General features: G+C 71.8%; 18 protein-coding genes. 6 read left to right on the top strand and 12 right to left on the bottom strand.

What is annotated here, in order from left to right:
- Window positions 1–73: 73 nt before the first annotated feature.
- The 3 genes from ACWD2L_RS18455 to ACWD2L_RS18445 all read right to left on the bottom strand — a co-directional run bounded on the left by ACWD2L_RS18455 (window position 74) and on the right by ACWD2L_RS18445 (window position 3612).
- Entirely contained in the window at window positions 74–1336 is a 1263-nt protein-coding gene (locus ACWD2L_RS18455; RefSeq protein ID WP_351331659.1) for an SAV2148 family HEPN domain-containing protein, read from the bottom strand.
- Window positions 1337–1466: 130 nt separating this feature from the next.
- Complete coding sequence (locus ACWD2L_RS18450) at window positions 1467–2786, bottom strand: copper amine oxidase (RefSeq protein ID WP_351331657.1); 1320 nt, start codon at window positions 2784–2786, stop codon at window positions 1467–1469.
- Window positions 2787–2826: 40 nt separating this feature from the next.
- Entirely contained in the window at window positions 2827–3612 is a 786-nt protein-coding gene (locus ACWD2L_RS18445) for a Tat pathway signal sequence domain protein (RefSeq protein ID WP_351331655.1), read from the bottom strand.
- 214 nt (window positions 3613–3826) lie between these two features.
- Between ACWD2L_RS18445 and glgX the strand changes: the two genes are divergently transcribed.
- Window positions 3827–5944 carry a glycogen debranching protein GlgX gene (gene glgX / locus ACWD2L_RS18440; RefSeq protein WP_351331653.1) on the top strand — a complete coding sequence of 706 codons (2118 nt, stop codon included), beginning with the start codon at window positions 3827–3829 and terminating at the stop codon, window positions 5942–5944.
- Here glgX and ACWD2L_RS18435 read toward each other — a convergent pair.
- Both ACWD2L_RS18435 and ACWD2L_RS18430 read right to left on the bottom strand, forming a co-directional pair.
- Window positions 5919–7181, bottom strand: a complete 1263-nt coding sequence (locus ACWD2L_RS18435; protein ID WP_351331651.1) for an MFS transporter — start codon at window positions 7179–7181, stop codon at window positions 5919–5921. The two genes, glgX and ACWD2L_RS18435, sit on opposite strands and share 26 nt — an antisense overlap.
- Window positions 7182–7270: 89 nt before the next feature.
- Window positions 7271–8539, bottom strand: coding sequence for a cytochrome P450 (locus tag ACWD2L_RS18430; RefSeq protein ID WP_351331649.1), 1269 nt, complete (start codon window positions 8537–8539; stop codon window positions 7271–7273).
- Window positions 8540–8727: 188 nt separating this feature from the next.
- Here ACWD2L_RS18430 and ACWD2L_RS18425 point away from each other — a divergent pair, with 188 nt between their 5' ends.
- Window positions 8728–9969, top strand: coding sequence for a M14 family zinc carboxypeptidase (locus tag ACWD2L_RS18425; RefSeq protein WP_351331647.1), 1242 nt, complete (start codon window positions 8728–8730; stop codon window positions 9967–9969).
- Between the two features lie 30 nt (window positions 9970–9999).
- On the opposite strand, the gene ACWD2L_RS18420 is transcribed toward ACWD2L_RS18425, so the two are convergent.
- Window positions 10000–10551, bottom strand: coding sequence for a DUF1707 and FHA domain-containing protein (locus tag ACWD2L_RS18420; protein WP_351331646.1), 552 nt, complete (start codon window positions 10549–10551; stop codon window positions 10000–10002).
- A 242-nt stretch (window positions 10552–10793) separates the two neighbouring features.
- Between ACWD2L_RS18420 and treZ the strand changes: the two genes are divergently transcribed.
- A complete protein-coding gene (gene treZ, locus ACWD2L_RS18415; RefSeq protein ID WP_351331644.1) occupies window positions 10794–12590 on the top strand; it encodes a malto-oligosyltrehalose trehalohydrolase in 1797 nt (598 codons plus the stop codon).
- A 23-nt stretch (window positions 12591–12613) separates the two neighbouring features.
- Here treZ and ACWD2L_RS18410 read toward each other — a convergent pair whose 3' ends face one another.
- From ACWD2L_RS18410 to cyc2, 5 genes are all read right to left on the bottom strand, one after another.
- Window positions 12614–13519 carry an aminoglycoside phosphotransferase family protein gene (locus ACWD2L_RS18410; protein ID WP_351331642.1) on the bottom strand — a complete coding sequence of 302 codons (906 nt, stop codon included), beginning with the start codon at window positions 13517–13519 and terminating at the stop codon, window positions 12614–12616.
- A gap of 6 nt (window positions 13520–13525) precedes the next feature.
- Entirely contained in the window at window positions 13526–14653 is a 1128-nt protein-coding gene (locus ACWD2L_RS18405; protein WP_351331640.1) for an aminopeptidase P family protein, read from the bottom strand.
- A gap of 156 nt (window positions 14654–14809) precedes the next feature.
- Window positions 14810–15463, bottom strand: a complete 654-nt coding sequence (locus tag ACWD2L_RS18400) for a S1C family serine protease (protein ID WP_351331638.1) — start codon at window positions 15461–15463, stop codon at window positions 14810–14812.
- 157 nt (window positions 15464–15620) lie between these two features.
- Window positions 15621–17561 (bottom strand): O-aminophenol oxidase PhsA, encoded by a 1941-nt coding sequence (phsA, locus tag ACWD2L_RS18395; protein WP_351331636.1) that lies wholly within the window; start codon window positions 17559–17561, stop codon window positions 15621–15623.
- A gap of 86 nt (window positions 17562–17647) precedes the next feature.
- The gene (gene cyc2 / locus ACWD2L_RS18390) at window positions 17648–19888 is read right to left on the bottom strand and encodes a germacradienol/geosmin synthase Cyc2 (protein WP_351331634.1); all 2241 of its coding nucleotides are present in this window, start codon (window positions 19886–19888) and stop codon (window positions 17648–17650) included.
- A 129-nt stretch (window positions 19889–20017) separates the two neighbouring features.
- Between cyc2 and ACWD2L_RS18385 the strand changes: the two genes are divergently transcribed.
- Window positions 20018–20659, top strand: a complete 642-nt coding sequence (locus ACWD2L_RS18385) for a chorismate mutase (RefSeq protein WP_351331632.1) — start codon at window positions 20018–20020, stop codon at window positions 20657–20659.
- Between the two features lie 24 nt (window positions 20660–20683).
- Here ACWD2L_RS18385 and ACWD2L_RS18380 read toward each other — a convergent pair whose 3' ends face one another.
- Window positions 20684–21517, bottom strand: coding sequence for a pentapeptide repeat-containing protein (locus ACWD2L_RS18380; protein ID WP_351331630.1), 834 nt, complete (start codon window positions 21515–21517; stop codon window positions 20684–20686).
- Between the two features lie 132 nt (window positions 21518–21649).
- On the opposite strand from ACWD2L_RS18380, the gene ACWD2L_RS18375 reads away from it, so the two are divergent.
- Together ACWD2L_RS18375 and ACWD2L_RS18370 are read left to right on the top strand one after the other, a co-directional pair.
- Window positions 21650–22426: an alpha/beta fold hydrolase gene (locus ACWD2L_RS18375; RefSeq protein WP_351331628.1), complete on the top strand. Its 777-nt coding sequence runs from the start codon at window positions 21650–21652 to the stop codon at window positions 22424–22426.
- The gene (locus ACWD2L_RS18370; protein ID WP_351331626.1) at window positions 22423–23685 is read left to right on the top strand and encodes a cytochrome P450; all 1263 of its coding nucleotides are present in this window, start codon (window positions 22423–22425) and stop codon (window positions 23683–23685) included. The genes ACWD2L_RS18375 and ACWD2L_RS18370 overlap by 4 nt, the downstream gene beginning before the upstream one ends.
- Window positions 23686–23766: the final 81 nt, after the last annotated feature.

The following is a 23766-nucleotide window of genomic DNA, read 5'->3' as shown; positions in this document are numbered from 1 at the left end:
CCCCAGTGACCACCACCTTCGCACGCCCCACTGACAATCCCGCCGGGCACCCGGCAGGGCCCGGCCGGGGCCGCTACGACACCGGTCGCGCGTCCGCCCAGGCCTGCTCGAATTCGTCGCGGTACGTCACGAAAAGGCCGTTCTCCCCCGTGTCCGTCGACGCGCTCGCCTTCACGACGCGGCCCCCGCCACGCAGCACGAGGACCGGTGCCTCCATCCCCCGCGTCCTGCGCAGATACGACTGGACGACCGCGATGCCGTCCGATCCGTCACCGTCGACGAGATACGCGTTGAAGCGCGGCGTCTCGTCGAAGACGCAGACCTCGAAGGCGCCGGGGTCCTTGAGGCGGTCCCGCACCCGGCGCATGTGCATGATGTTCATCTCGACGGAGCGGCTCAACTCGCCCCGTTTGAGCCCGAGTTCCCTTTCGCGCCGTTTGACCGCACTGGACGCCGGGTTGAGGAAGAGGAGCCGTATCCGGCAGCCAGACTCGGCGAGGCGGACCAGGCGGCGGCCCGAGAAGTTCTGCGCGAGCAGGTTGAGCCCTATCCCGATGGCGTCCAGGCGCCGCGCCCCGCCGAAGAGGTCCTCGGCGGGGAACTGGCGCAGCAGCCTGACCCGGTCCGGGTGCACCCCCACCACGTCCGCGTACCGGTCGCCGACCAGGTCCTCGACGGCGTCGACGGGCAGCCGGCGGGCCGAGGGGACGTCGGAGCCGGCGCCGAGTATGTCCAGGAGGCGGGAGGAGGCTCGCTCGGCCTGGGCGAGCACCGTCTCCGAGAGGGCGCGGTTGCGGGAGACCACATTGCGCGTGACCTCCAGCTCGTCCAGCGCGAGCTCGACGTCGCGGCGGTCGTCGAAGTACGGCTCGAAGCACGGCCAGTGCTGCACCATCAGCTCGCGCAGCTGCGGCAGGGTCAGGAACGACAGCACGTTGTCGTCCGCCGGGTCGAGGAGATACCCCTTGCGGCGGCTGACCTCGCGGACGGCGACGGCCCGCTGCACCCACTCCTGCCCGGCGGGCCCCGCCGCGGCGACCACCCAGTCCTCACCGTGCACGGGCACGTAGATGGGGCGGAGCACGGCGGCGACGACGGCGCGCAGCCGCTGCTCCACCAGGTTCAGCCAGATATAGGCCCGCCCCGCGCGTTGCGCGCGCGTACGGACCTCGCGCCAGGCGTCGGCGCCCCAGTCCAGCTCCGGTCCGATCTGGGACGCGACGTCCATGGCCAGCGACACCGCTCCGGGCGGGATCTCCGTGGAGGTTGCCTCCTGGCTGTCCTGGCCCTCGTGACCGTCGTCACCAGGGGGCAGCTCCAGCCCTCCCGAGCTCACCCGCTCCGCACCGCCTTCCGCTCCCCCGCGTTTGTCGTGCCCGAACGTGTAGAGCACAGCTCCCAGCAACGATCAAGGAAGGGTACTCCGGGAGCGGGTGGCGGTGCAGCCGGATGAAGCCGCCGGTTTCTCAACTACCGTTTCGGGGAACCCCGTTCTGCCCCGCGAGGTCGTCCGGAGTGAGCGGATTCATAGCGGTCACGTCCCTGGGAGCCAGCGAGAAGCCCTGCCAGTGCACCGGCATGGGTTGCTGGTCCTCGTCACGGGCGATGTGGTGGAACCCGATGTTGACCCAGGTGATCGGGTGCTTGAGCGTCTGGCCGTTCACCCACTTGTTGACGCTGGTGCCTCCGCAGTTCGCCGCCGGGTTGTCGCTCGCGTACTGCTCGCACTTCTTGTACTCGGTGAAGTAGACGTCGTGCTTGGTGAAGGCACGTCCGGGGTACCGGTTGGAGCGGCCGGGCACGAACTCGTACGACCTGGGGTGGTTGTCCTTGTTCTTGCCGGCGGTGGAGACCACGCGCCACCACCGCATGTCCTTTACGTCGCCCGCGAGTTCCTTGGTGACGGGGGTGCGGGTCGTCTTCGTCGTGGGTGATCCGTCCCCCTGCGGCGGCGTCACCTTGGAGTCGTACTGCTCGACCTTGGCCTTGGGCGAGCCGTCCAGGCCGAAGTTGAGCCTCCAGAAGACGTTGTGGCTGTGGCTCTCGGCGTAGGCGCTCGCGCCCTTGCCGATGGGCCAGCCCTTGCCGTCGGTGCCGTCGTAGTCGTACGGGGAGAGGCTGCCGGTGGCGCCTATGTTGGACGTGATGGTGCCGTCGGAGGCGAAGCGCCACTCGGTGATGTACTCGTACCAGGACGCCTTGTTGACCGTGTAGACGAGCAGGTCCTTGCCCTGGGCCTGGTAGACCTTGCCGCTGCCTCCGGTCGAGTAGTCGTCGCTCAGCCGGTACGCGTGCCCGCGCGCACGCGTGGTGGTGCAGAGCCCCTTCACGTTGCCCATGTCGGGGACCTTGACGGTCTTGATGGTGCCGCCGGGGCACTCGGCGGGCTTCAGGTTCTGCAGTGCCTGCCCGAAGTCGGTGCCGGTGACGTCGTCGTACTCGGCCTCCCCGTCGTCGTAGGGGACGTGGACCTGCGCGAGCCGTGCGCTGGTCAGGACCTTGATCGGCGCGGCCTCACCCTTGGGCTGGTAGCTGACGTCGTCCAGGACGAGCCCTGCCAGCGTGTTGTAGTGCCAGCACATGCTCCAGGTGGTGCCGCCGTCGAGGGTCTGCTCGATGCGGTACGCGTCCGAGCAGGCGGGCGCGGCGGCCTGGGACGCCTGTGGCGGGGCGGCCGTGGCGGCCGGTGCGGTGGCGAAGAGGCCGGCGAGCAGCGCGGTGACCGCGAGACCCGTGACCGCGAGTGCGGGCCTTGTGCGGGCGCGCGGAACTCTGTTGACGTGCATACGGAAGCGCTCCTTCGTGGAGGAGAGGTCGGCGGAGTCCTCAGCCGAGGCGGGAGACGGTGCGGGCGCTCAGGTCGACGATGAGATCGCGGGTGTCGATCCACGGTCCGTTGACGACCTTGGTGATGACGCGCAGGCAACGGTGCTCACCGCACTCCTTGAGTCCTGCGGGGACGTTCGCGACGGTCTTCTTGCGGAACACCATGCCGCTCAGCTGCAGCTGGTCCGGCTTCGCGAGCTGCTTGCCGGTGGCGTCCTTGTAGTCGCCCTTCAGGTCGGCGCCCAGCGGGTCGGCGATCAACAGCTGTGCCGCCTCCGCGAGTTCGCCCTGGCTGGGCGGCGGCTGCACGCCCTGGTCGGTCCTGCTGTCCTCGACCTTCCCCGTGTCGAGGTTCACCGTCTTCGTGACGACGGAGTCGCTCTTGTAGTCGTAGTAGACGACGTCGGCGCGGCGTTCGCCCGCGGCGGCGTCACTGAGGCCCGGGTCGACCTCTGTCAGGTTCGTCGACAGGTGCTGGGGGCCTCGGTCGCCCTCCACGTCCCGCGCGTCGAGCCGCAGAGCGGCAGGCGCTGTCGCCAGCTTCTCGGCGCGGTCCGTCTCCGCGTCCGTGAGCGGATCGCGCCCCACCCCCTTCGCGTCCTGTGCAGGCGCGGGCTCCACGGTGCCCTCCGGGGCCACCGCGTCCTGCTGTGCGGCCCCCGCCCTGGTCATGTCGTTCCCGCCGTCCTCCGGCAGTGTCACACCGACCGCGACGGCAACGCCCGCGATCGCGAGCGCCCCCACCGCCATCAGCTTCCCGAGATGGCGTCTTACAGTTGTGCGCACATCTTCCCCCAACTTCCCCGGCAGCCCCGGTCGAGGGCATGCCGGACCGACGTGGTCGTCAGGTAAGAGCGTTCCAACTCCCGTGTGGTTGCCTCACATTCGGGCAGAGAGTGTCCGATGCCGCCCGGACCGCCGGGTGGTTGGGGTATCCCGTGCTCTTACGTAGTGGAGAGTTCTTACTTAGTGGAGAGTTCGGGAAGGAAGAGTCGTCAGCATGCAGGTCTGGCCTGGACAGGCGTATCCACTGGGTGCCGCGTACGACGGTGCCGGGACGAACTTCGCGGTCTTCTCGGAGGCCGCCGACCGTGTCGAGCTGTGCCTGTTGCACGACGACGGCTCGGAGACCGCCGTGGAACTGCGGGAGGCCGACGCCTTCGTGCGGCACGCATACCTGCCGGGGATCATGCCGGGGCAGCGCTACGGGTACCGGGCGCACGGCCCGTACGAGCCCGCGCGCGGCCTGCGCTGCAACTCGGCGAAGCTGCTCCTCGACCCGTACGCGCGCGCCATCAGCGGGCGGATCGAGTGGAACGAGTCGGTGTACGGCTACCCGTTCGACGCACCGGACGAGCGCAACGACCTGGACTCGGCGCCGCACACGATGGCGTCGGTGGTGGTCAATCCGTACTTCGACTGGGGCGACGACCGGCTGCCGCGCACGGAGTACCACGAGACGGTGCTCTACGAGGCGCACGTGAAGGGCCTGACGATGCGGCACCCTTCGCTGCCGGAGGAGCTGCGCGGCACGTACGCGGCGCTCGCACATCCTGCGGTCATCGACCACCTCACGGAACTGGGCGTCACCGCACTGGAGTTGATGCCGGTGCACCAGTTCGTCAATGACGACCGCCTGGCCAAGATGGGGCTGACCAACTACTGGGGCTACAACACGATCGGCTTCTTCGCCCCGCACAACATGTACGCGTCGTGGGGCGACCGGGGCGAGCAGGTACTGGAGTTCAAGTCCGCGGTGCGGGCGCTGCACCAGGCCGGAATCGAAGTCATTCTGGACGTGGTCTACAACCACACGGCCGAAGGCAACCACCTGGGTCCGACACTGTCCTTCAAGGGCCTCGACAATCCGTCCTACTACAGGTTGACCGACGACCCGCATTACTACATGGACACCACGGGGACGGGCAACTCGCTCCTGATGCGGTCCCCGCACGTACTCCAGATGATCATGGATTCGCTGCGCTACTGGGTCGAGGAGATGCACGTCGACGGGTTCCGCTTCGACCTGGCCGCCACCCTGGCCCGACAGTTCCACGAAGTGGACCGCCTGTCGTCGTTCTTCGACCTGGTGCAGCAGGACCCGGTGGTCTCCCGCGTGAAGCTGATCGCGGAGCCCTGGGACGTCGGCGAGGGCGGCTACCAGGTGGGAAATTTTCCGCCCCTGTGGACCGAGTGGAACGGCAAGTACCGTGACACCGTACGGGACTTGTGGCGTGGCGAACCGCGCACACTCGCCGAGTTCGCGGGCCGGCTGACCGGCTCTTCGGATCTCTACCAGGACGACGGACGCCGCCCGCTCGCCTCCATAAACTTCGTGACCTGCCACGACGGTTTCACCCTGCGCGACCTGGTGTCGTACAACGACAAGCACAACGACGCCAACGGGGAGGGCAATCGCGACGGCGAGAGCCACAACCGGTCGTGGAACTGCGGCGCCGAGGGCGGGACCGACGACGCGGCGGTGCTCGACCTGCGAGCCCGCCAAATGCGCAACTTCATCGCTACGTTGATGCTGTCGCAGGGTGTCCCGATGCTCAGCCACGGCGACGAGTTCGGGCGCACCCAGGGCGGCAACAACAACGCCTATTGCCAGGACAACGAGGTGGCGTGGGTGCGCTGGGCCGGGCCCGACGACGCGCCGGATCCGTTCCTGGAGTTCACGCGCGCGATGGTGCGGCTGCGCAGCGACCATCCGGTGTTCCGCAGGCGGCGCTTCTTCCACGGCCGTCCGGTCGAGGGCACGCACGACGACCTGTCGGACATCGCGTGGTTCACCCCGGAGGGCGAGGAGATGACGCAGCGGGACTGGGGTGCGGCGCAGGCCCGCGCCCTGTCCGTGTTCCTCAACGGCAACGCGATCTCGGAACCCGGCGCTCGCGGCGAGCGCATCCAGGACGACTCGTTCCTGCTGCTGTTCAACGCCTCGCCGCAGCCACAGGAGTTCGTGGTCCCGGTCGACCACGGGCGCCAGTGGCACGCCGTCGTCGACACGGCGCTGCCCGAAGGTCTTGCGGCAGGCGAGGACCCGAAGGTGCAGGCCGGTGACCGAGTCACCTTGCAGGGCCGCAGCCTCACGGTGTTGCAACGGCCGGCGTAGCCGTCTCGCCCGGCCCCTGGAGGGGCCGTACGCGCAGCGCGACGAGGAAGGCGGCCCCGGCGGCCACACTGCCCACCGCGAAGGCGGCAGCGGCCCCGTGGGTCTGCGCGAGACGGCCCGCCACGGCGAGGGTGACGGCCTGTCCGCCGACGAACGCGCTCACGGCGGCCGTCATGCCCTCGCCGAGCCGTTCGCGCGGCACGGCGTGTTCGGTGAGTCCGAACCCGGTGATCAGGTTCGGGGCGAACAGGGCACCGAAGGCGGTCACCACGACGTACAGGAGCGTCATGGAATGCGTGACGATGAGCGGGAGCGACAGGAGGGCGGCGGCCGCGGTGGCGACGCGCCAGCGGGCCCGCAGCGTGAACCGGGCGGGCACCGCCGCCATGGACAGGCCGGCGACGGCGCTCATGACGCCCATGGCGGCGTAGACGAGCCCGGCCTGGTCACCGTGTCCCAACTCCTCGGTGAGTGCGGTGATTCCGGCGCCGCAGCCGCCGAGCAGGATGCCGAGGAGGACGAGCCCGGCGCGCACCACGTGGACCTGGCGCGGCAGCCGTGGCCGGTCCGTACCCGCGCGTGGCCGCGTGTCCGCCGGGGCGGGCGGCACCGCCGTGGCGCTCGGGTGCAGCGCGAACGCGGTTCCGCAGACCGCGACGAGGAGCGCGGCCGCGCCGAACGCGTAGGCGGGGTGCGCCACTACGGAGGCGATCCCGATGAGCGCGGGGCCGAGGACGAAGCTGAGCTCGTCCATGGTGGACTCCAGGGACAGCAGGGCGTTCACCACCCGCTCGTCGCCGCCCTCACGGCGCACGAGCGCGACCCCACGCGCACGCGCGAGAGGACCGACTCCGGGGACGGTGGCGCCCGCGAGGACCCCGAGCGCGATCAGCGCCGCCGTCGGCAGGCCGGCGAGGGCGCCCAGCGTGTAGGCGGCGATCGCGAGCCCGTTGAGCAGCGCGAGGACGAGGACGACGGGGCGCTGGCCACGCCGGTCCGCAAGCCGCCCGACGAACGGCCCCATGGCCACCTGGCCGAGCGCGAGGGCGCAGGCGACGACGCCACCGGTCGCGAGGGAGCCGCTGGTGCGGGTCACCAGTAGGACGCTGCCGAACTGGATCACCGCGACCGGGAGCCGCCCGAGGAACGACACGACGGGCAGCGGGCGTCCCGTCGCCGCGAGCACCTTGCGGTACGCGTCGAGCGTGCCACCGGTCTTGTTCGATGTACCAGGCATCGTCCGACGTTAACGAGGCACGCGTGCGTGCACGCATGCGGTGATGCCACGAAAGGCGGCGTCCCGGATACGTAGGTTCGCATGACGCCTCAGGCCTCGGCGCGGCCTCCTTGCAGCCGTACGAGGAGAGCCGTGGGAGAGCGGGTGAGCAGGCCCTCGTAGGCGGGTCGGAAGCCCGGCGCCCAGGCCATCGACGGCAGCTCCGTCAGCAGGGCGCGCAGGCCCGCGTCGGCGGTGAGGCGGGCGAGTTGGACGCCCGGGCAGCGGTGCCGCCCGGTGCCGTGGGCCAGCTGCCCGGGAGCCGCGCGGAACAGGTCGTAGCGGTCGGGGTCGGGGAACCGGATCGCGTCCCTGCCCGCCGCGCCGACCAGGCACGCGACCGTGGCGCCCGCCGGTATCGTGCCGCCGCTCACCGGGACGGGCGCGAGGGCCCGACGCAGGACGACGTGGGCGGCGGGGTCGCGGCGCAGCGACTCGGCCCAGGCGGCGTCGACGAGTTCGGGGCGGGCCCGTACAAGCGCCAACTGCTCGGGGTGGTCGAGGAGGTTGGCGAGGAGCGCGGCGAGGGCCCGGTCGGTGGCGTCCCCGCCCGCCCCGAGGAGCGTCGCGGCGAGCCCGCAGACCGTGTCGTCGGACAGTGGCCGCCCGTCGATCCGCGCGGCGCACAGGGCACTCAGGAGGTCGTCCTTGGGGTGCGCGCGGCGGCGGGCGATCTGCGGGCGCAGGAAGGCGTCCAGGGCCTCTGGGGCGCCGCCCAGGTGGGTGAGCCCCGCACGGCACAGGGCGGCGACGTGCGCGGTGCCCTCGTAGGGCAGGCCCAGCGCACGGACGACGGCCGCGGCGGGCAGCCAGTGGCAGAACTCCTCGACCAGGTCGGCCTCGTGGCGCCGGGCGAGGCGGCGCGCGAGTACGTAGGCGGTGCGTTCGATGCTCGCCTTCAGGGTGGCCAACGCGCGCCCCTGGAGAGCCGGGGCGAGGAGTGCGCGCTGGGCGGTGAGCGTGTCGTCTTCCAGGTGGGCGAAGGTGCGGCCGGGAGGCGGCGCGACCAGCCGGGGGTCGGCGAGCGCCGTACGCACGTCCACGTAGCGGCTGAGGAGCCACGCGCCGAACGGTTCGTCGAGGTGCAGCGGGTGAGTGGCCCGCAGCGTGCGGTACAGCGGGAACGGATCGTGGGCGGTCCGCGGCGAGGCGAGGCTCGGGAGTTGCGTCGCGACCCCCGGGCGGGGGTAGGAGCCCGGTGCGTCGGGATACGAGACCGGTCCGGAAGGGCACAGCACCGCGGGACTCCACTCTGTACCGGGGCGCGCACCGGTCGCTGCGCGCGGCTCTTCCCAGCGCACCACCGAGGCCTTCGTCACGCAGCCTCCGTTCCACCGTACGAGTGACAGCGGTGACTCAGAGTGACGCACGGGTCTGACCTGCGCCGGGCCGCGGTGGCGTGAACTCTCCCCTGCCGAGCGGCCCGGGGCCGCTGTATAGGCCTTCTTGACACATGGAGCGGAGCATGGGGTACTGCGGATTGCTGACGCCGGGAGCACCAACGGGGGTGAGTCACCTGTCGGAGCAGCGGTACCCCACCTCGGCCGAGTTGGTCCAGTCAGCGCGGGAGCTGGCGTCTCACCGACCTGACCTGTGTCGCCTACGTCAGGTCGGCACGTCGCGCGGAGGACGCCCCCTGCACCTGCTGTCCGTCGGGCACGACCGGCGCGCCGTCCTCATCGTGGCGGGGGCGCACGCCAATGAGCCCACGGGTGGGCCCACGGCGCTGCACCTGGCCGAAAAGGCGCTCTTCGACCGGGAGTTGCGGACCGACCGGTCGTGGCACTTCCTGTTGTGCGCGGACCCGGACGGCGCGGCCCTGCACAACGCCCCGGAGCCGCACTCGCTGCTCGACTACCACCGGGGCTTCTTCAGGCCCACGGGCGCGGAGCAGCCGGAGTGGTCGCCTTCCGTGCTGCCTCCGGACCGGCTCCCTCCGGAGACGAGGACCCTGGTCGGCGTGATCGACGAGGTGCGGCCCTACCTCCAGGTGTCCCTGCACGGCACCGAACTGGGCGGCAGCTGGGTGCAGTTGACGCGGGACATACCGGGGCTCGCAGAGCCCTTCGCCAAGTCGGCCGCCGAGCTGCACATACCGGTGGAGACCGGGGCGTCGGACGCGGCGGGCTGGCCGACGTCGGGGCGCGGCGTCCATGTGATGCCGGACCTGGACGCGCAGGCCGCGTTCCCGAGCCTGCCCGACGACGCCCGCCTGTCGACGTGGCACCACGCGCACCGCTACGGCGGCTCCACGGCGATCGTGGAGGTCCCGATGTGGGCCAGCGACCTGGTCGACGACCCGGCCCCGCACCCCGCGCCGGAGCGGGCGCTGGGGCGCCTGTCGGCCCGGCTCAGCCGCGACACCCGGCTCGTGGAGGAGATCCTCGCGGAGGCCATGCCCCGGCTCCCGGACACCGGCGGGCCGCTCCTCGGCGCGGCCTGCTGGGCGCTGGGCCTGGTGCCGGGGCTCGCGGACGACTGGGTCCAACCGCCGCCGCCCGGCGCCACGATGGCGTACATCGGCAGTATCGACGCGTTCGCCCGGCGGCTTCCGCTGCGGGCCGCGGCGATGCTCCTGCGGGTCCTGGAGGAGGCCGACGACCTGGCGGCGCCCCGCCTCGACGCCCTTGTCACGCGGTGGTGCGAGGTGTACGCCGAGCGGTTCGGTGCGCGGTGGGTGCCCGTCGCCCACCAGATAGAGCATCAGGCGCGGACGACGGTGGCGGCGGTGCGGCACGCGCGCGGGTGAGCACGCGCACGGGTCACACGCGCGCCCGGGTCAGTCGACGGACAGCCGGAACGCCATGCGCCCGAAGGCGACCTGATCGCCGCCCTTGACGACCGCGGCGCCGATCACCCTGCGCCCGTTCACCGACGTGCCGTTGGTGGAGCCGAGGTCGCGCAGCACCCACAGGCCGGCCTGCCGGCTCAGCTCGGCGTGCACCCGCGAGACGGTGTCGTGGCTCAGCCGCAGCCCGTTCGCCGGGTCGCGGCCGATGCGCAGCGGGTACGGGGAGGCGGCCGGCGGCAGGAGGAGCTTCGGCAGCCGCTCCACGGTCCACGCCCTGCGCAGCTTCTCGGTGAACCCGGAGACCGCCCCCACGGCGCCGAACAGCGCCCGGGACAAGCGGCTCTCCTGGTGCAGATCGGCGGTGAGCCGGTCGAGCTCCTCGGTCCGCCGGGCGGTGAACACCAGCTCCATGCGGCGTACGAACGTGTCGTGCGAGAGCCTGCCGAGGGCGACGCCGTCCCTGAGCACCTTCAGCGCACGGTCCCGCTCGGCGTCCGAGAGCCGAGCGGGATGTGTGTGGTGTTCAAAAGAGGACGTCACAGAGGGAATTGTCGGGCAGCGGAGGCCGAGGTGTCCAGAAAACCGGGCGCCCACGCGGGGCCCGGTGGCGTGGAAGCGCGTCAGCTTCGTGTGAGAGCGCGTCAACTTCGCCCGACGGGGCCTCGAGTTCGTGTGACACGTGCCCCAGCGGTGCAAAACGGCCCCGCGGCGATCACAACTGACGCACCATGGAACTCAGTCGTCACTGTCGGCAGGCATCCGGTCACGAGGGGGAACGGTCCGTGCAGTTCGAGGTGTGGGCACCACAGGCGGAGCAGGTAACGCTCCACATTCGGGGCGCCGAGGTTCGGGGCACCGAGATCCGGGGCGCCGAGGACGAACAGGGCACCACGCACGCGTTGGCGCGTGACCCGTACCGCGGGGACGGGTGGTGGTCCGGCGAGGCGGAGGCCGCGGACGGCACGCGGTACGGCTTCGCGGTCGACGGCGGGCCCGTGCTGCCCGACCCGCGCTCGCGGCGGCAGCCCGAGGGCCCGGACGGGCTCAGCGCCGTCGTCGACCACAGGCGGTACGCGTGGCGTTCCGACCGGCCCGGGCGCGGGCTGCCCGGAGCGGTCCTGTACGAGCTCCATGTGGGCACGTACACGGAGGAGGGCACGCTCGACGCCGCCGCGGCACGGCTCGGCCACCTCGCCGACCTGGGCGTCACGCACGTGGAGTTGATGCCGCTGTGCCCCATGCCGGGGCGGCACGGCTGGGGCTACGACGGGGTCGGCCCGTGGGCCGTGCACGAACCGTACGGCGGGCCCGAGGCGCTGAAGCGTTTTGTCGACAGCGCGCACGAGCACGGCCTCGGGGTCGTGCTCGACGTCGTGCACAACCACCTGGGCCCTTCCGGCAACCATCTGCCGGCGTTCGGCCCGTACTTCACCGACACTCACCACACGCCGTGGGGAAGCGCGGTGAACCTGGACGCGCCCGGCTCCGACGAGGTGCGCGCGTACCTGATCGGCAGCGCGCTCGCCTGGCTGCGCGACTACCGGATCGACGGGCTGCGGCTCGACGCGATCCACGAGCTCCACGACGGGCGCGCCCTGCCGTTCCTGGAGGAGCTCTCGGCGGCCGTGGACGCGCTCGCCGAGGGCCTCGGCCGGCCGCTGTTCCTGGTCGGCGAGTCCGACCTCGGCGACCCGCGCGTCATCACCGCGCGCTCCGAGGGCGGGCTCGGGCTGCACGCGCAGTGGAACGACGACGTGCACCACGCCGTGCACGCGGCCGTCACCGGGGAACGGCGGGGCTACTACGGGGACTTCGCGCGGCAGCCGATGGCCGCACTCGCCAAGACGCTCACGCAGGGCTTCTTCCACGACGGCACGTACTCGACGTTCCGCGGCCGCCACCACGGTCGACCGCTGGACCGCGCCGCCGTCCCCGCGCACCGGCTGCTCGCCTACACGCAGAGCCACGACCAGGTCGGCAACCGGGCGCGGGGCGAGCGCCTCGGCGCGCTCGTCGGCCCCGGGCTGCTGGCATGCGCGGCGACGCTCGTGCTCACCGGGCCCTTCACGCCGATGTTGTTCATGGGCGAGGAGTGGGCCGCGAGCACGCCCTGGCAGTACTTCACCGACCACACCGACGCCGCTCTCGCGGACGCCGTGCGCAAGGGCAGGCGGCGGGAGTTCGCGGCGCACGGCTGGGCCGAGGAGGACGTCCCGGACCCGCAGGACGCGGCCACCCGTGAGCGCTCCTGCCTGGACTGGGAGGAGCGCGAAACGGGCCACCACGCGCGCGTGCTCGCCTGGTACCGCGAACTCATCGCCCTGCGCCGCGCCCGCCCGGACCTCCGGGACCCGGATCTGGCGGCGGTCAAGGTCGCGTACGACGAGCGGGCGCGGTGGATCGCCTACCGGCGCGGCGACCTTCGGGTGGCGGTGAACCTGTCGGACGTCCCGGTGTCGATCCCGCTGGGACGTCCTGTGGCGCGGCTGCTCGCCGCGTGGGAGCCGGTGGAACTGCCGGGCAGGGACGGCGTGCTGACGGTCCCGCCGGAGTCCTGCGTGGTCGCCGTGGCGCCGTAGGAACGGGTGGCGGGGGTCGGCGCTCAGCCCTCCGACACCAGCTCCAGCAGGATCGCCTCCCACGCCCGCTCCGCCTGCACGCGCAGCAGGCCCACTGGGCTGTCGTCGGCGCCGTACAACCGGTCCCCGAGCCGTACCAGGACGTCGCAGCGGGCCAGCCACAGCCCCCGCAGGCACGACCGCGGTCCGTACCCCGCCAGCGTCGCGGAGCGGACCGCGGCACGCGCGCCGACCGCGATGGTGAGCCCGGCGATGTCCTCCGCGGCATCACCGACGACCGCGTCGGCCCAGTCGAGGACACCGCGCACCCGGCCGTCCGCCGACACCGTCAGATGTTCGCCCTTGAGGTCGTGGTGGACGAGCACCGTGCCGGACTGCGGGGCGAGTTGCGCGACGGCCCGCGCGGAGAGCTGATCGAGCCGCTCGGCCTCGAACTCGCCGTCCGCGTGCAGCTTCAGGGCCGCGGCGCCGGCCTCGCGGCGCAGGCTCTCCAGCGAGCGCGGCGGCACCTTCGGTACGCCGACGGGACCGGTCCGCGCGACCGGCACCGCGCGCAGCCCCGCGAGCAGCCCGGCGAGATCCTCCTCGCCCGCCGCGGTGACGTCCCTGACCTCCGCGGACTCCCCGGGCAGCCGCTTGTCGAGCGTGCAGGCGAGGCCCGGCGCCCACTCCCCCGTGGCGACGGAGGCGGGCACGGCGACCTGGACGTGGTGGCGTACGAGGTCACGCAGGCGCACCTCGCGCCGCAGCCGCGCGGACATCACCGGGTCGGTGGCGAGGCGCAGCACGTGCTTCTCACCCACCCACCACGTGGAGTGCTCGCCGCCCTCGGTGACGGGGCGCGTCTGCGGGGCGCCGCCGTCCGGAAGCATCGCCTCCAGGACGCGGCGCACGGCGTCGGCAGTGGGCTGCCGCGGGGTCGACGGCATGGCCGCTCAGCCCACGATCGCCAGCTCGCGCGCCGTCGCGTTGAGGCGCCGGCCGCCGTCCTCGGTGACGGTCACGATGTCCTCGACGCGGACGCCGAACCGGCCCGGCAGATAGATGCCGGGTTCGACGGAGAAGCACATGCCGGGCACCAGCTCCTGCTCCTCGCCCTCGATCATGTAGGGCGGTTCGTGGGTGGTGACGCCGATGCCGTGCCCGGTGCGGTGGATGAAGTACTCGCCGTACCCGGCGTCGGTGATGATCTTGCGGGCGACCCGGTCGACGTCCTGGCAGGCGATCCCCGGCCGCACCGCGTCACAGGCCGCGGTCTGCGCCTCCCGGACGATGTCGTGCACCCGGCGCTCCTCGTCGGTCGGCTCGCCGACGTGCACGGTACGCGTGGTGTCGGAGCCGTAGCCGTGCTTGAGGCCGCCGAAGTCGAGCACCACCATGTCGCCGTCCTGGATGACGCGGTCGCTCGCCTCGTGGTGCGGGTTGGCGCCGTTCGGGCCCGAGCCGACGACGGTGAAGTCGACCTGCGAGTGCCCGAACCGCTTCAGCAGCTCGGACAGTTCACCGGCGATGTCGTTCTCGCGGCGGCCCGCGAAGGCGACCTTCTTGATCTCCTCGTACGTGGCGTCCGCCGCGGCGCCCGCGGCGGCGAGGCGCTCCAGTTCGGCGGCGTCCTTCACGCCGCGCAGCATCGGAAGGGCCTCGGTGAGCGAGACGTACGTGGTCTCGGGCAGGGTCTTCTGCAGGCCGAGCAGGTGCATCGCCCAGGCGTTGTCGCTCACCCCGAAGCGGCCCGTCACGTCGAGCAGCGGGGCCGTGACGCCGTACGGGTCCTTGCCGTCGGTCCAGTCACGCAGCGTCATCGCGGGCGCGCCGGCGGCCTTGGCGGCGTCCGGTGCCTCCAGGGTCGGCACGACGAGTGTGGGCTCCTGGTCGGCCGCGAGCACGAGGAGCGTGAGCCGCTCGGTGTCGGCCGGCACGTGGTAACCGGTGAGCCATACGAGGTCGGGGCCCGGCGCGACCAGCACCCCTGCGAGCCCCGCGGCTGCGGCGGACTGCGCGGCACGGTCCATGCGGGCCTTGTAGTCGGCGGCGGTGAAGGGCGCGGGTGTACCGGTCGTCATGTCCTGGCCTTTCGTACGGGTGGGCGCCTATGGCGGTGCGGGCGTCGTACGGACAGCCATCCTGCCCGGCGGCGCGGGGCGGCGCGAGACCGACCTCTGCCCATGATTTCAGGCGCCGTGGGCGGGGCGCGCGCCGAACCCGGACGTCGTGTGACGTCATGTGACCACCCCCGGTGTGACCGCAAGCTTCTGCAGTTCCCCGTTCGCGTGCCGGACCGTGACCGCCACCTGCCGGCCCGGCCGGGTGTCCACCACGTCGTCCACGTGAGCCGCCAGGTCGAGCGCTGAGCCGACGCGCCGGCCGCCCAGGCCCACCAGGACGTCGCCGCGGACCAGGCCGCCGGTGTAGCCGGGGCCCGGGATGTGCACGGCCACGACGAGCGCGCCCGACGTCTTGGGGGCGTCGACGACCTCCACGCCGAGCCCGCCCCTCGACAGCGGCGGCGCGGGCGGCGGGGGCGCCGTGCCGGGCCCCGGCGTGGCGGCGGGGCTGCTCGGCGGCGGGGCCGCGGGCCGTGCCGCGGGCGGGGCCTGCCGCTTCAGTTCGGCGAGCTTGCTCATGCCGATGACGGTGGCACCCACGGTACCGAGGCCGATGCCCGCAAGGACGAGCACCACCGCGCACAGCAGCCCGCACAGCACGCTGCACAGGCGCCTGCCACGCCGCCCGGCGGCACCCGGCCCGCTGGGCCTCGACGGCTTCGGCGGCTCCGGCCTCGACGCCGACGCCGAGGTCGCGGCCGACGCCGAGGTCGATGCCCGGCCCCCGGTTCCCGGCATCGACTTGGGCCGCAACGCAGTCTGTTCCATGGGTCGCCCGCCTCCGGTCCCTGGCCCGTTCGGCCACGGCCAGAGCCCTACCCTCCGCGCACGCCCACGACGATCCACGAACGAGTGAGAGTGCCGGGGTCGGCTCGAACACCGACCCCGGTACCCCAGGTGACTCCCCGGTCGGCCGGTCGGCCGATCAGCCGGTGTGGCCCCCGTGGCCACCGCCGTGCCCGGCCCCGTGGTCGAACTTCAGGGCTTCCGGCGGGAGCACTACGAAGGGCCGCATCATGCCCATGTCCTCGTGCTCCAGGAGGTGGCAGTGGTACATGAACCGGCCGTACGCCCCGTCGAACCTGCCCATGACGCGGAGCATCTGGCCGGGCAGGGCGCGGAACACGTCCTTGTGCCCCTGCTCGTTGGGCGGCAGCGGTATCACCGAGTTCGGGTCGAACGCGACCGGCTTGACCGTGCCGCCCACCTCGACGTCGAACCCGGAGGCGTCGTACACATCCCGGCCGAGTATCTGGAAGTCGGCGAGGTGGATGTGCATCGGGTGCACGACCGGCGGGTTCACCGCGAGGTTGAGGAAGCTCCACTGCTCGTGGGTGCCCTCACCGATGGTGAAGCCGAGCCCGTCGTTGAAGGTCCGGGCGATGCGCCGGTACGTCTTCAACGCACCCTTGTCGTCGATGAGTTGGATGACGCCGTCTGTGGGCACCTGGACGTCATCGGCGCCCGCCGCGCCCTCGGCGTCGTCGGTGACCTCCTCCATCTCCCAGATCTCCGGGTGTCCACCGCCGCCCTTGGTCGCGGGCGGCGTCAGGACGATCAGCCGGTGCCCGTGCTCGATGTCGTGCGTGAGCCTCCGGAAGGACCCGGACAGCACCTCGGGCAGCACGAACGGCTCCTGGTCACCGCACTCGCCCACCCGGAACTCCATGACGTGCGGGTAGCGCACATCGCCGGGCACGTCGGGCACGCCCGGCGCCTCGTTGCGCCCCTTGTCGACCAGGCGCACCCGCTTGCCCGCGAGGGACGCGAAGTCGATGAGCAGGTCCATGCGCTCGGCGGGCGCGACGGGCAGCGTCGGCAGCGCCTCATCGAAATCGATCGGGACGGGCCGCGGAAGCAGTCCGCCGTCGCTGCCGATCTGGTGCACGACGCCGGGCAGCGGGTCGCCGTCCTCATCGATGAGCACCAGGTTGTAGATCCGCGCGTTCGACGCGTTCACCAGGCGGAAGCGGTACCAGCCCGCGTCCACCTGCGCGTAGGGCCAGATCCGCCCGTTGACCGTCGTGTACGGGCCGCTGAACGGGATGGTGACGGGCTTGCCCGTCTCCTCGTTCGCCGGGTCGACGATCACGGTCTTGTGCAGCAGCCTGCCGTTCAGCCTGCCGTCCTCGTCCGTGTCCAGGTTCCGGTCGGCGAGCAGCAGCGGTATCTCCCGCTCCCCGGAGGGGAGCCCCAGGGCGTCCTCCTCGTCGTCCCGGACCAGGTACGTCCCGTAGAGGCCCGCGTACACGTTCCACCTGGTGATGTTCATGGCGTGGTCGTGGTACCACCACTGCACCGCCTGGTGGTCGTTCGGATACTCGGAGAGCTGGGCGTCGCCGAAGCCCACCGCGTTGTCCGCCCAGCCGTCGTTGCCGCCGCCGGTCTGCGCGCCGTGCAGGTGCGTCACGGTCCAGGCGGGCAGCGCTGCCACGTCCGCGTTCGCCGGGACGCCGCCGCGGCCGGGCAGCGTCGTCGGCGGGGGCGGCGGGTCCTGTCCCGGCTCGGTCGGCGGAGTGGGCGCCTCCACCGACGTCACCGGGTACTCGCCGCCCTTGGGAATGCGGTTCGTCCAGGCGATGCGGACGCGCTGCCCGCGCCGCACCTCGATCGTCGGGCCCGGCACCGTGCCCTCGTAGCCCCACATCAGTGTCGGCGGGAGCTGCGGGTGCAGCCGCTGCCACGTGGGCCGCAGCGCGATCTCTGTTTCCTGTCGGACATCACCCGAGTCGGGCCGCAGCACCGGCGGCACCGTCAACGGCGCCACGTACGGCGCCAGTTCCCCCACGGCGGCCGCGGCGATCTCGCTCGCGGCCTCCTCGACCCCGGTGAGCCTGTCCGTGATGCGATCGAAAATTTCGGTCATGAAAAGAACACCCCCGTGTGTTCTCACATCTTCCCCGTCACGGCCGCGAACGGCCGTCTTGTCCGGCCATGAACGGCCGTCTCACCTCACAAGACGGCTGACGTCCCAGCAAAGTTCCCTGAACCACCCAATCCGGACGTGCGGTTCTTGAAACCAATCGGAACCGGAGGCGCCGGGACGCGGCCGGGGACGAAGCCGTGGGCGCGGCGTGCGAGCCAGCCGTCGCGGTACCGGTCGACGTTTCGGTGCCAGTTGAGGATGCCCGCCATCCAGTTCCGCAGGTCCTCGACATAGCCGTCGAGGGCCGTGCGCGCGTCTCGGTGGAGGCCGAAATCCTCGTAGAGGACGGGGAGTTCGTGCTCGACGATGTGCTCGAACTGCCGCATGCGCTGTGTCATGAGGTCGTTCACGATGCGGACGCCCGTCGGGTAGTCCGCGCCGAAGAAGTTCTGCACGACCAGGATCGCGTTGTGGATCTCGCCCTCGTACTCGATTTCCTTCTGGTACGAGAACACGTCGTTGAGCAGGCACGCGTAGTCGATCGCCGAGTTCTCCAGGGCTCGCACCGGTCCTGTGCGGTAGACCTCGGGCGGCACGGCGGGCCCGTGGCCCATCCGGCACAGGCTCAGGGTGAGGTCGGAGCCGAAGGTGGCGCGGCGCATCTCCAGGTAGTCGACCGGGTCGGGGATGCGGTGCTGGAGCTGGTTGGCGACCTCCCACACCCAGCTCTCCGTCATGACCTCCACGGCGGCCTTCAGGGTGCGCCGTTGCTCCGGGGCCATGTCCGCCGTGGTGCGCCGCCACAGGTCGGCGAGGCCGCGCTCCATCGCGTTGGCGGGGAGCGGGATCTCCTCGCCGGTCACGGGCATGCGCTCGGAGAGCCGCGTGGTGCACAGTTTGGCGGCGGCCAGGTCCCTCCGGTGGCCGAAGACGAGCGGGTAGTAGTCGTCCCCGTAGGTGCCCCAGGCGAGCCACTGGGAGCTGAGGTCGAGCGCCTCGGCCGAACCGTCCGGGTCGAGCCCCGCAGCGCACAACGGCAGGTCGTAGGCGCGGAGTTTGTCCTCGTCCCAGACACCCTCCCCCAGGATGCCCATGCGGTGCGTCCAGGGGAGCAGCCGCGCGCGGGCGCCGTCGAGCTCCGGGTTGAGGGTCAGGGCGAACGGCATGTGGATGTCGGGGATCAGGGAGGGGCCGACCTTCTGGAACGGCACGTGCGTGTACGCGCGCAGACGCTCGGCTCCGACCCCGTCGAGCAGCGCCCGTACGTCCGTGGCGCCGGTCCCGAGCCCGCTCGGCCCGCCCAGGGGCGGCTCGGACCGCGCGGTGGCCTCCTTGTTCATGTAGCGGCTGGAGCGCATGTGCCACTCGTGGCCGCCGGACTGCCAGTCCTGCAGTCCGCACGTGTACGCGGCGACCGCGGCGACCTGGTCCGGTGTGAGCCCCTTCTCCACGGAGAGGGCGGGCACTTCGGTGAGCGCGGTGTGCTCGAACTGGTGCAGCCGCGAAGTCAGTACGTCGTTGACGGCCTCGGCCGCCTCCTGTGTCGTACAGCCGAAGAAGGTCTCCAACACCAGGACGCCGTTGGAGAGTTCACCCTCATCCATGACCTCGCGTTCGTAGGAGAAGAGGTCGTTCCGTAGGTGCACCGCGTCGGCGAACGTCTCCATGAGGACACGCAGCGGCCTCGACTGCGCGACGGGTGCCGGGACTTCGGCGGTCGCGTACTCCACCAGGCCCGCCGACCAGGGGGCGCCGCCCACCTTGCGGCGCATCTCGATGTACTCGACGGGGTTGGAGATCCGCCCCTCGTTGATGTTGGACAGTTCCCACATCGACTCGTTCAGGAGGTGCTCGGTCGACTCCGCGAAGCGGCGCCGCCAGTCCATCGACATGGCGGGCACGGTGCGCCGCCACAGGTCGATGAGGCCCGCCTCGACCGGGTTCTCCGGCTCGGGCACGGGGGTGTCGAGCTCCATCGGCATGAACAGCGGCAGCCGGTCCAGGTGCGCCTTGCCGGCCGCGCGGTCGTTCGTGCGCTTGTACATGTCGAGGAAGTGGTCGTCGAAGAAGAAGACCCACACGTACCAGTCGGTGATCAAGGAGAGCGCCGGGCCGTCGCAGTCGGGGTGCGTGTACGCGCACAACAGGCCGTAGTCGTGCGCGTCCAGGTCGTCCTGGTCCCAGACGCCGCTGCCCTCCAGCATGCCCATCTCGCGGGCCCACACCGTGGAATGGGCCCGCGCCCCGTCCAGGTGCGGATTGAGCCGGGCCTGGTACGGCATGTAGAAGCGCGGCAGGTGGAAAGGCTGCGTGGACTCGTGTGTCATGAGCGCGGCCCTACCCGTGGCCGTCAACCGGCATCCACGGAGCGGATCATGATCGCACTATCGCGTGAACCTGATACACAACAGGGGCACGCCGTGCACCCGTTGCCTGTACGAAGCGAAGGACCCGTCTTGCGCATCCGGACCACGTCAACCGCCGCCCGCCGCCTGATCACCCTGGGCGCCGCCACCGCGCTCGCCCTCGGCGGGGCGGCCCTCCCGGCCTCCGCGGCGCCGGCCGCACCCGCCGCCACCGCCGCCACGTCCTCCACCGTCTCCCACGTGAACCCGCACGCCCTCGCCGCGATCACCTCGCTCGCCACGGAGCGGCTGGCCCTCGCGGACAAGGTCGCGGCGGCGAAGTACGGCACTGACGCGCCGATCGACGACCCGGCGCGCGAGAAGGTGATCCTCGACGACGTGGCGAAGCGCTCGGCCGATCTCGGCATCGACCCGCAGTTCGCGCAGTCCGTGTTCCGGGACCAGATCGAGGCCAACAAGGTGGTGCAGCGCGGCCTCTACGCCCGCTGGGACGCCCACCCCGAGCAGCGCCCGACCGAGCGCCCCGACCTGGCGACGGAGGTGCGGCCGCAGCTCGACCGGATCACGACGCAGCTCCTTGACGCGCTGCGGGAGGTGGGCCCCACGCGTACCTCTGCGGCCTGCGGGCCGCTGCTGACGGCGGTGGCGCTGCGTGACGCCCACGCGCGCGGGTTCGACGCGCTGCACTTCAAGGGCCTCGCGCGGGCGCTGCCTTCGGTGTGCGCCTCCTGAGGTCCCTGGACTTTTGAGGTAGGTCTACGTCCAGTGCGCGGGGCGCCGCAGGCCCGCCGGGATGCGGGTGGCGGCGTCGCCGCGCGCCGCGTTCACCTGCGCCTGGGTGAGGAACAGCGCCCCGGTGAGGTCGGCGCCCGCGAGCCGGGCGTCGCGCAGGTCCGCGCCGATCAGGTCGGCGCAGCGGAGGTCGGCGCCCGTCAGATCCGCGGCTACAAGAAGGGCGCCGCGCAGATTGGCGCCCCGTAGGTCGGCCTTTTTGAAGCGGGCCCCGACAAGGTCGGCGCCGCGGTGGTTCTTCTTGTGTCCCAGGGCACCCGGCACGTCGGCGCGCGCCAGTTCGCTCGCCTTCAGTAGAAGGGCGTTCACCTCGCCCCGGACGGCCGGCACGTCGGCGGCGGCGAGTTCGTCGCTACGCGCGCGGGTCAGCCGCTCGATGTCCTCGCGGGCCTGCCGGGCTTCGCCGTGCACGGGGCCGGCGGCGTCCAGCTCCAGTACGTCGCTCAAGTACCAGAGCAGCTCGTGCAGTTGACGCATCACGGGGAAGACCTCGTACATGGCCCTGGCGCTCTCGGGCCGCTCGCGCCAGCTGACGCCCTCGAAGGTGACCTGGGAGATCTTCTGGCCCGCGCCGAAGCAGTCGAAGACGGTGCAGCCGGGGTACCCCTCGTCGCGCAGCCTGGTGTGGATGCCGCAGCGGAAGTCGTCCTGAAGGTTGCGGCAGGGCGTGCCCGCGTTCTTGTCGTGCGCGAAGTCCTGCGACTTCGCGAAGGGGAGGGCGACGCAGCACAGGCCGAAACAGTCCGCGCAATCGGCGCGCAGGTCGGGGCGGTCAGGAGGGGCTTCCGGGGAGGTCACCCGTACATTGTCGCCGATGGGACACGGCGCACGCGGCCACGCGCGCGTGCGCCCTCTTGTGGCAGGGCCCGGCCTCGCGCCACCTTGGAGGCGTCCGGCACCGCCTGAAGTTCCACACCCTGGGGAGTCGACGTGGCCTCGTCCTTCGTCCTGCCGTACGAACTGCACGGTGACGGCCCGCACAAGGTGATCGCGGTGCACGGCTGGTTCGCGGACCGCGCCGCCTACGCGCCGATCGTGCCCGACCTCGACCGCACCACCTTCCAGTACGCGCTCGTGGACCTGCGCGGCTACGGGGAGGCGAAACAGACGCCGGGCGCGTACACGACGACCGAGGCCGCCGCGGACGTGCTCGACCTCGCGGACCGGCTCGGCTGGGAGCGGTTCTCGCTGATCGGGCACTCCATGGGCGGCAGCGTGGCGCAGCGCGTGGTGGCGAACGCGCCGCGGCGGGTGCGGCGCATCGTGGGGGTCTCCCCGGTTCCGGCGTCCGGGCTGCCCATGCCGCCCGAGCAGTGGGAGCTGTTCGTGACGGCCGACGCCTCGCCTGCCAACCGCCGCGCGATCATCGACGTCACGACAGGTGGCGTACGCCCCGCCGCGTGGCTGGACCGCATGGTGCGGCGCTCGCTCGCGTGCAGCGACGCGAAGGCGTTCCGGGCCTGGCTCGACTCGTGGACCGGCGACGACTTCCACACCGACCTGGAGCCCTGTACGGTCCCCGCGCTCGCGGTCACCGGGCAGCTCGACCCGGCCCTGGCCGCGCCCCTGATGCGCTCGACGTGGCTGACCTGGTTCACCCGCGGCGAGCTCGTCGACCTCCCCGTGTGCGGCCACTACGCGATGGACGAGGCGCCGCTCGCGCTGATCCGCGTCATGGAGGACTTCCTGCGGGCGGACGGCTCGTGACACCTGCCGTCCCCGACGTCTTCGACCCGCGCCTGTACGCGCGTGGCGTCCCGCACGACCACTACCGGACGCTGCGCGACCACCACCCGGTGGCCTGGCAACCGGAGCCCGCGGTCCTCGGCTGGCCGGAGGGCCCCGGCTTCTGGGCGGTCACCCGGCACGCGGACGTGGTCCGGGTCCTCAAGGACGCGTCCGCGTTCTCCTCGCACCTGGGCGCGACCCAGATCCGCGATCCGGACCCGGCCGACCTCCCGTTCATCCGCGGCATGATGCTCAACCAGGACCCGCCGGCCCACGGCAGGCTGCGCCGCCTGGTGAGCCGGGCGTTCACGCCGCGCCGTGTGGCGGCGTTCGAGGAGTCGGTACGGAACCGGGCAAGAACCCTGCTGCACAAGGCGCTCACCGAGCACGCGGGCACGGACACAGAGATAGACACAGACACGGGCACGGTGGACCTGGTCGCCACGGTCACCGACGACTACGCCCTCCTGAACCTCGCCGACCTCCTGGGCGTCCCGGAGTCCGACCGCGCGCTGCTCCTGCACTGGACGCGCCGCGTCATCGGCTACCAGGACCCGGACGAGACGTCCCCCGCGGCCACCACCGGCCCACCGGTGAACCCGCGCTCCCCCTCCGCGCTGGCCGACATGTTCGCGTACGCCGACGAGCTGACGGCCCACAAGCGCGCCCACCCGGCCGACGACATCATGACGACGCTCGCGGCGGACCCCGAACTCACCCCGTCCGAGCGGCAGATGTTCTTCTTCCTCCTCACCGTCGCGGGCAACGACACGGTCCGCAGTGCGGCCCCCGGCGGCCTGGCGCTCCTCGCCGAGACCCCGTCCGCGTACGAGCAACTCCGCACGGGAAAGGCCGACTCGGCGCTCGCGCTCGACGAACTCCTGCGCCGCCACCCGCCGGTCCTGACCTTCCGCCGCACGGCGGCCGAGGACACGACCCTGGCGGGCACCACCATCAGGCGGGGCGACAAGGTGGTCGTCTTCCACGCCTCCGCCAACCACGACGAACGCGTCTTCCCCGAGCCGTTCACCCTGGACCTGGCCCGCACCCCCAACCCCCACGTCTCCTTCGGAGACGGTCCGCACGTCTGCCTGGGCGCCCACTTCGCCCGCCTCCAACTACAGGCGCTGTACGAAGAGGTGGCCCGCACGCTCCTGGACCTGACACTCACGGCGCCGCCCCGCAGGCTCGTCTCGAACTTCATCAACGGAATCAAGGAACTACGGGTGCGCACGTAGAAGCTACGGGTGCCCACGCAGCCGCACACGCCCACGATCCGGTGATTGGCGGGGATCCTGGCCGTGGCCCCCGAAGGTTCT

Source organism: Streptomyces sp. NPDC002754 (assembly GCF_053592315.1).
The sequence above is the reverse complement of the archived record's forward strand: the minus strand, read 5'-3'. Positions and strand labels throughout refer to the sequence as shown.

What these genes read in the sequence shown, in the direction of transcription:
- ACWD2L_RS18450 (WP_351331657.1), bottom strand. Translation starts at nt 2,786, where the DNA reads ATGCACGTCAACAGAGTTCCGCGCGCCCGCACAAGGCCCGCACTCGCG.
- glgX (WP_351331653.1), top strand. Translation starts at nt 3,827, where the DNA reads ATGCAGGTCTGGCCTGGACAGGCGTATCCACTGGGTGCCGCGTACGAC.
- ACWD2L_RS18435 (WP_351331651.1), bottom strand. Translation starts at nt 7,181, where the DNA reads ATGCCTGGTACATCGAACAAGACCGGTGGCACGCTCGACGCGTACCGC.
- ACWD2L_RS18410 (WP_351331642.1), bottom strand. Translation starts at nt 13,519, where the DNA reads ATGCCGTCGACCCCGCGGCAGCCCACTGCCGACGCCGTGCGCCGCGTC.
- ACWD2L_RS18405 (WP_351331640.1), bottom strand. Translation starts at nt 14,653, where the DNA reads ATGACGACCGGTACACCCGCGCCCTTCACCGCCGCCGACTACAAGGCC.
- ACWD2L_RS18400 (WP_351331638.1), bottom strand. Translation starts at nt 15,463, where the DNA reads ATGGAACAGACTGCGTTGCGGCCCAAGTCGATGCCGGGAACCGGGGGC.
- phsA (WP_351331636.1), bottom strand. Translation starts at nt 17,561, where the DNA reads ATGACCGAAATTTTCGATCGCATCACGGACAGGCTCACCGGGGTCGAG.
- cyc2 (WP_351331634.1), bottom strand. Translation starts at nt 19,888, where the DNA reads ATGACACACGAGTCCACGCAGCCTTTCCACCTGCCGCGCTTCTACATG.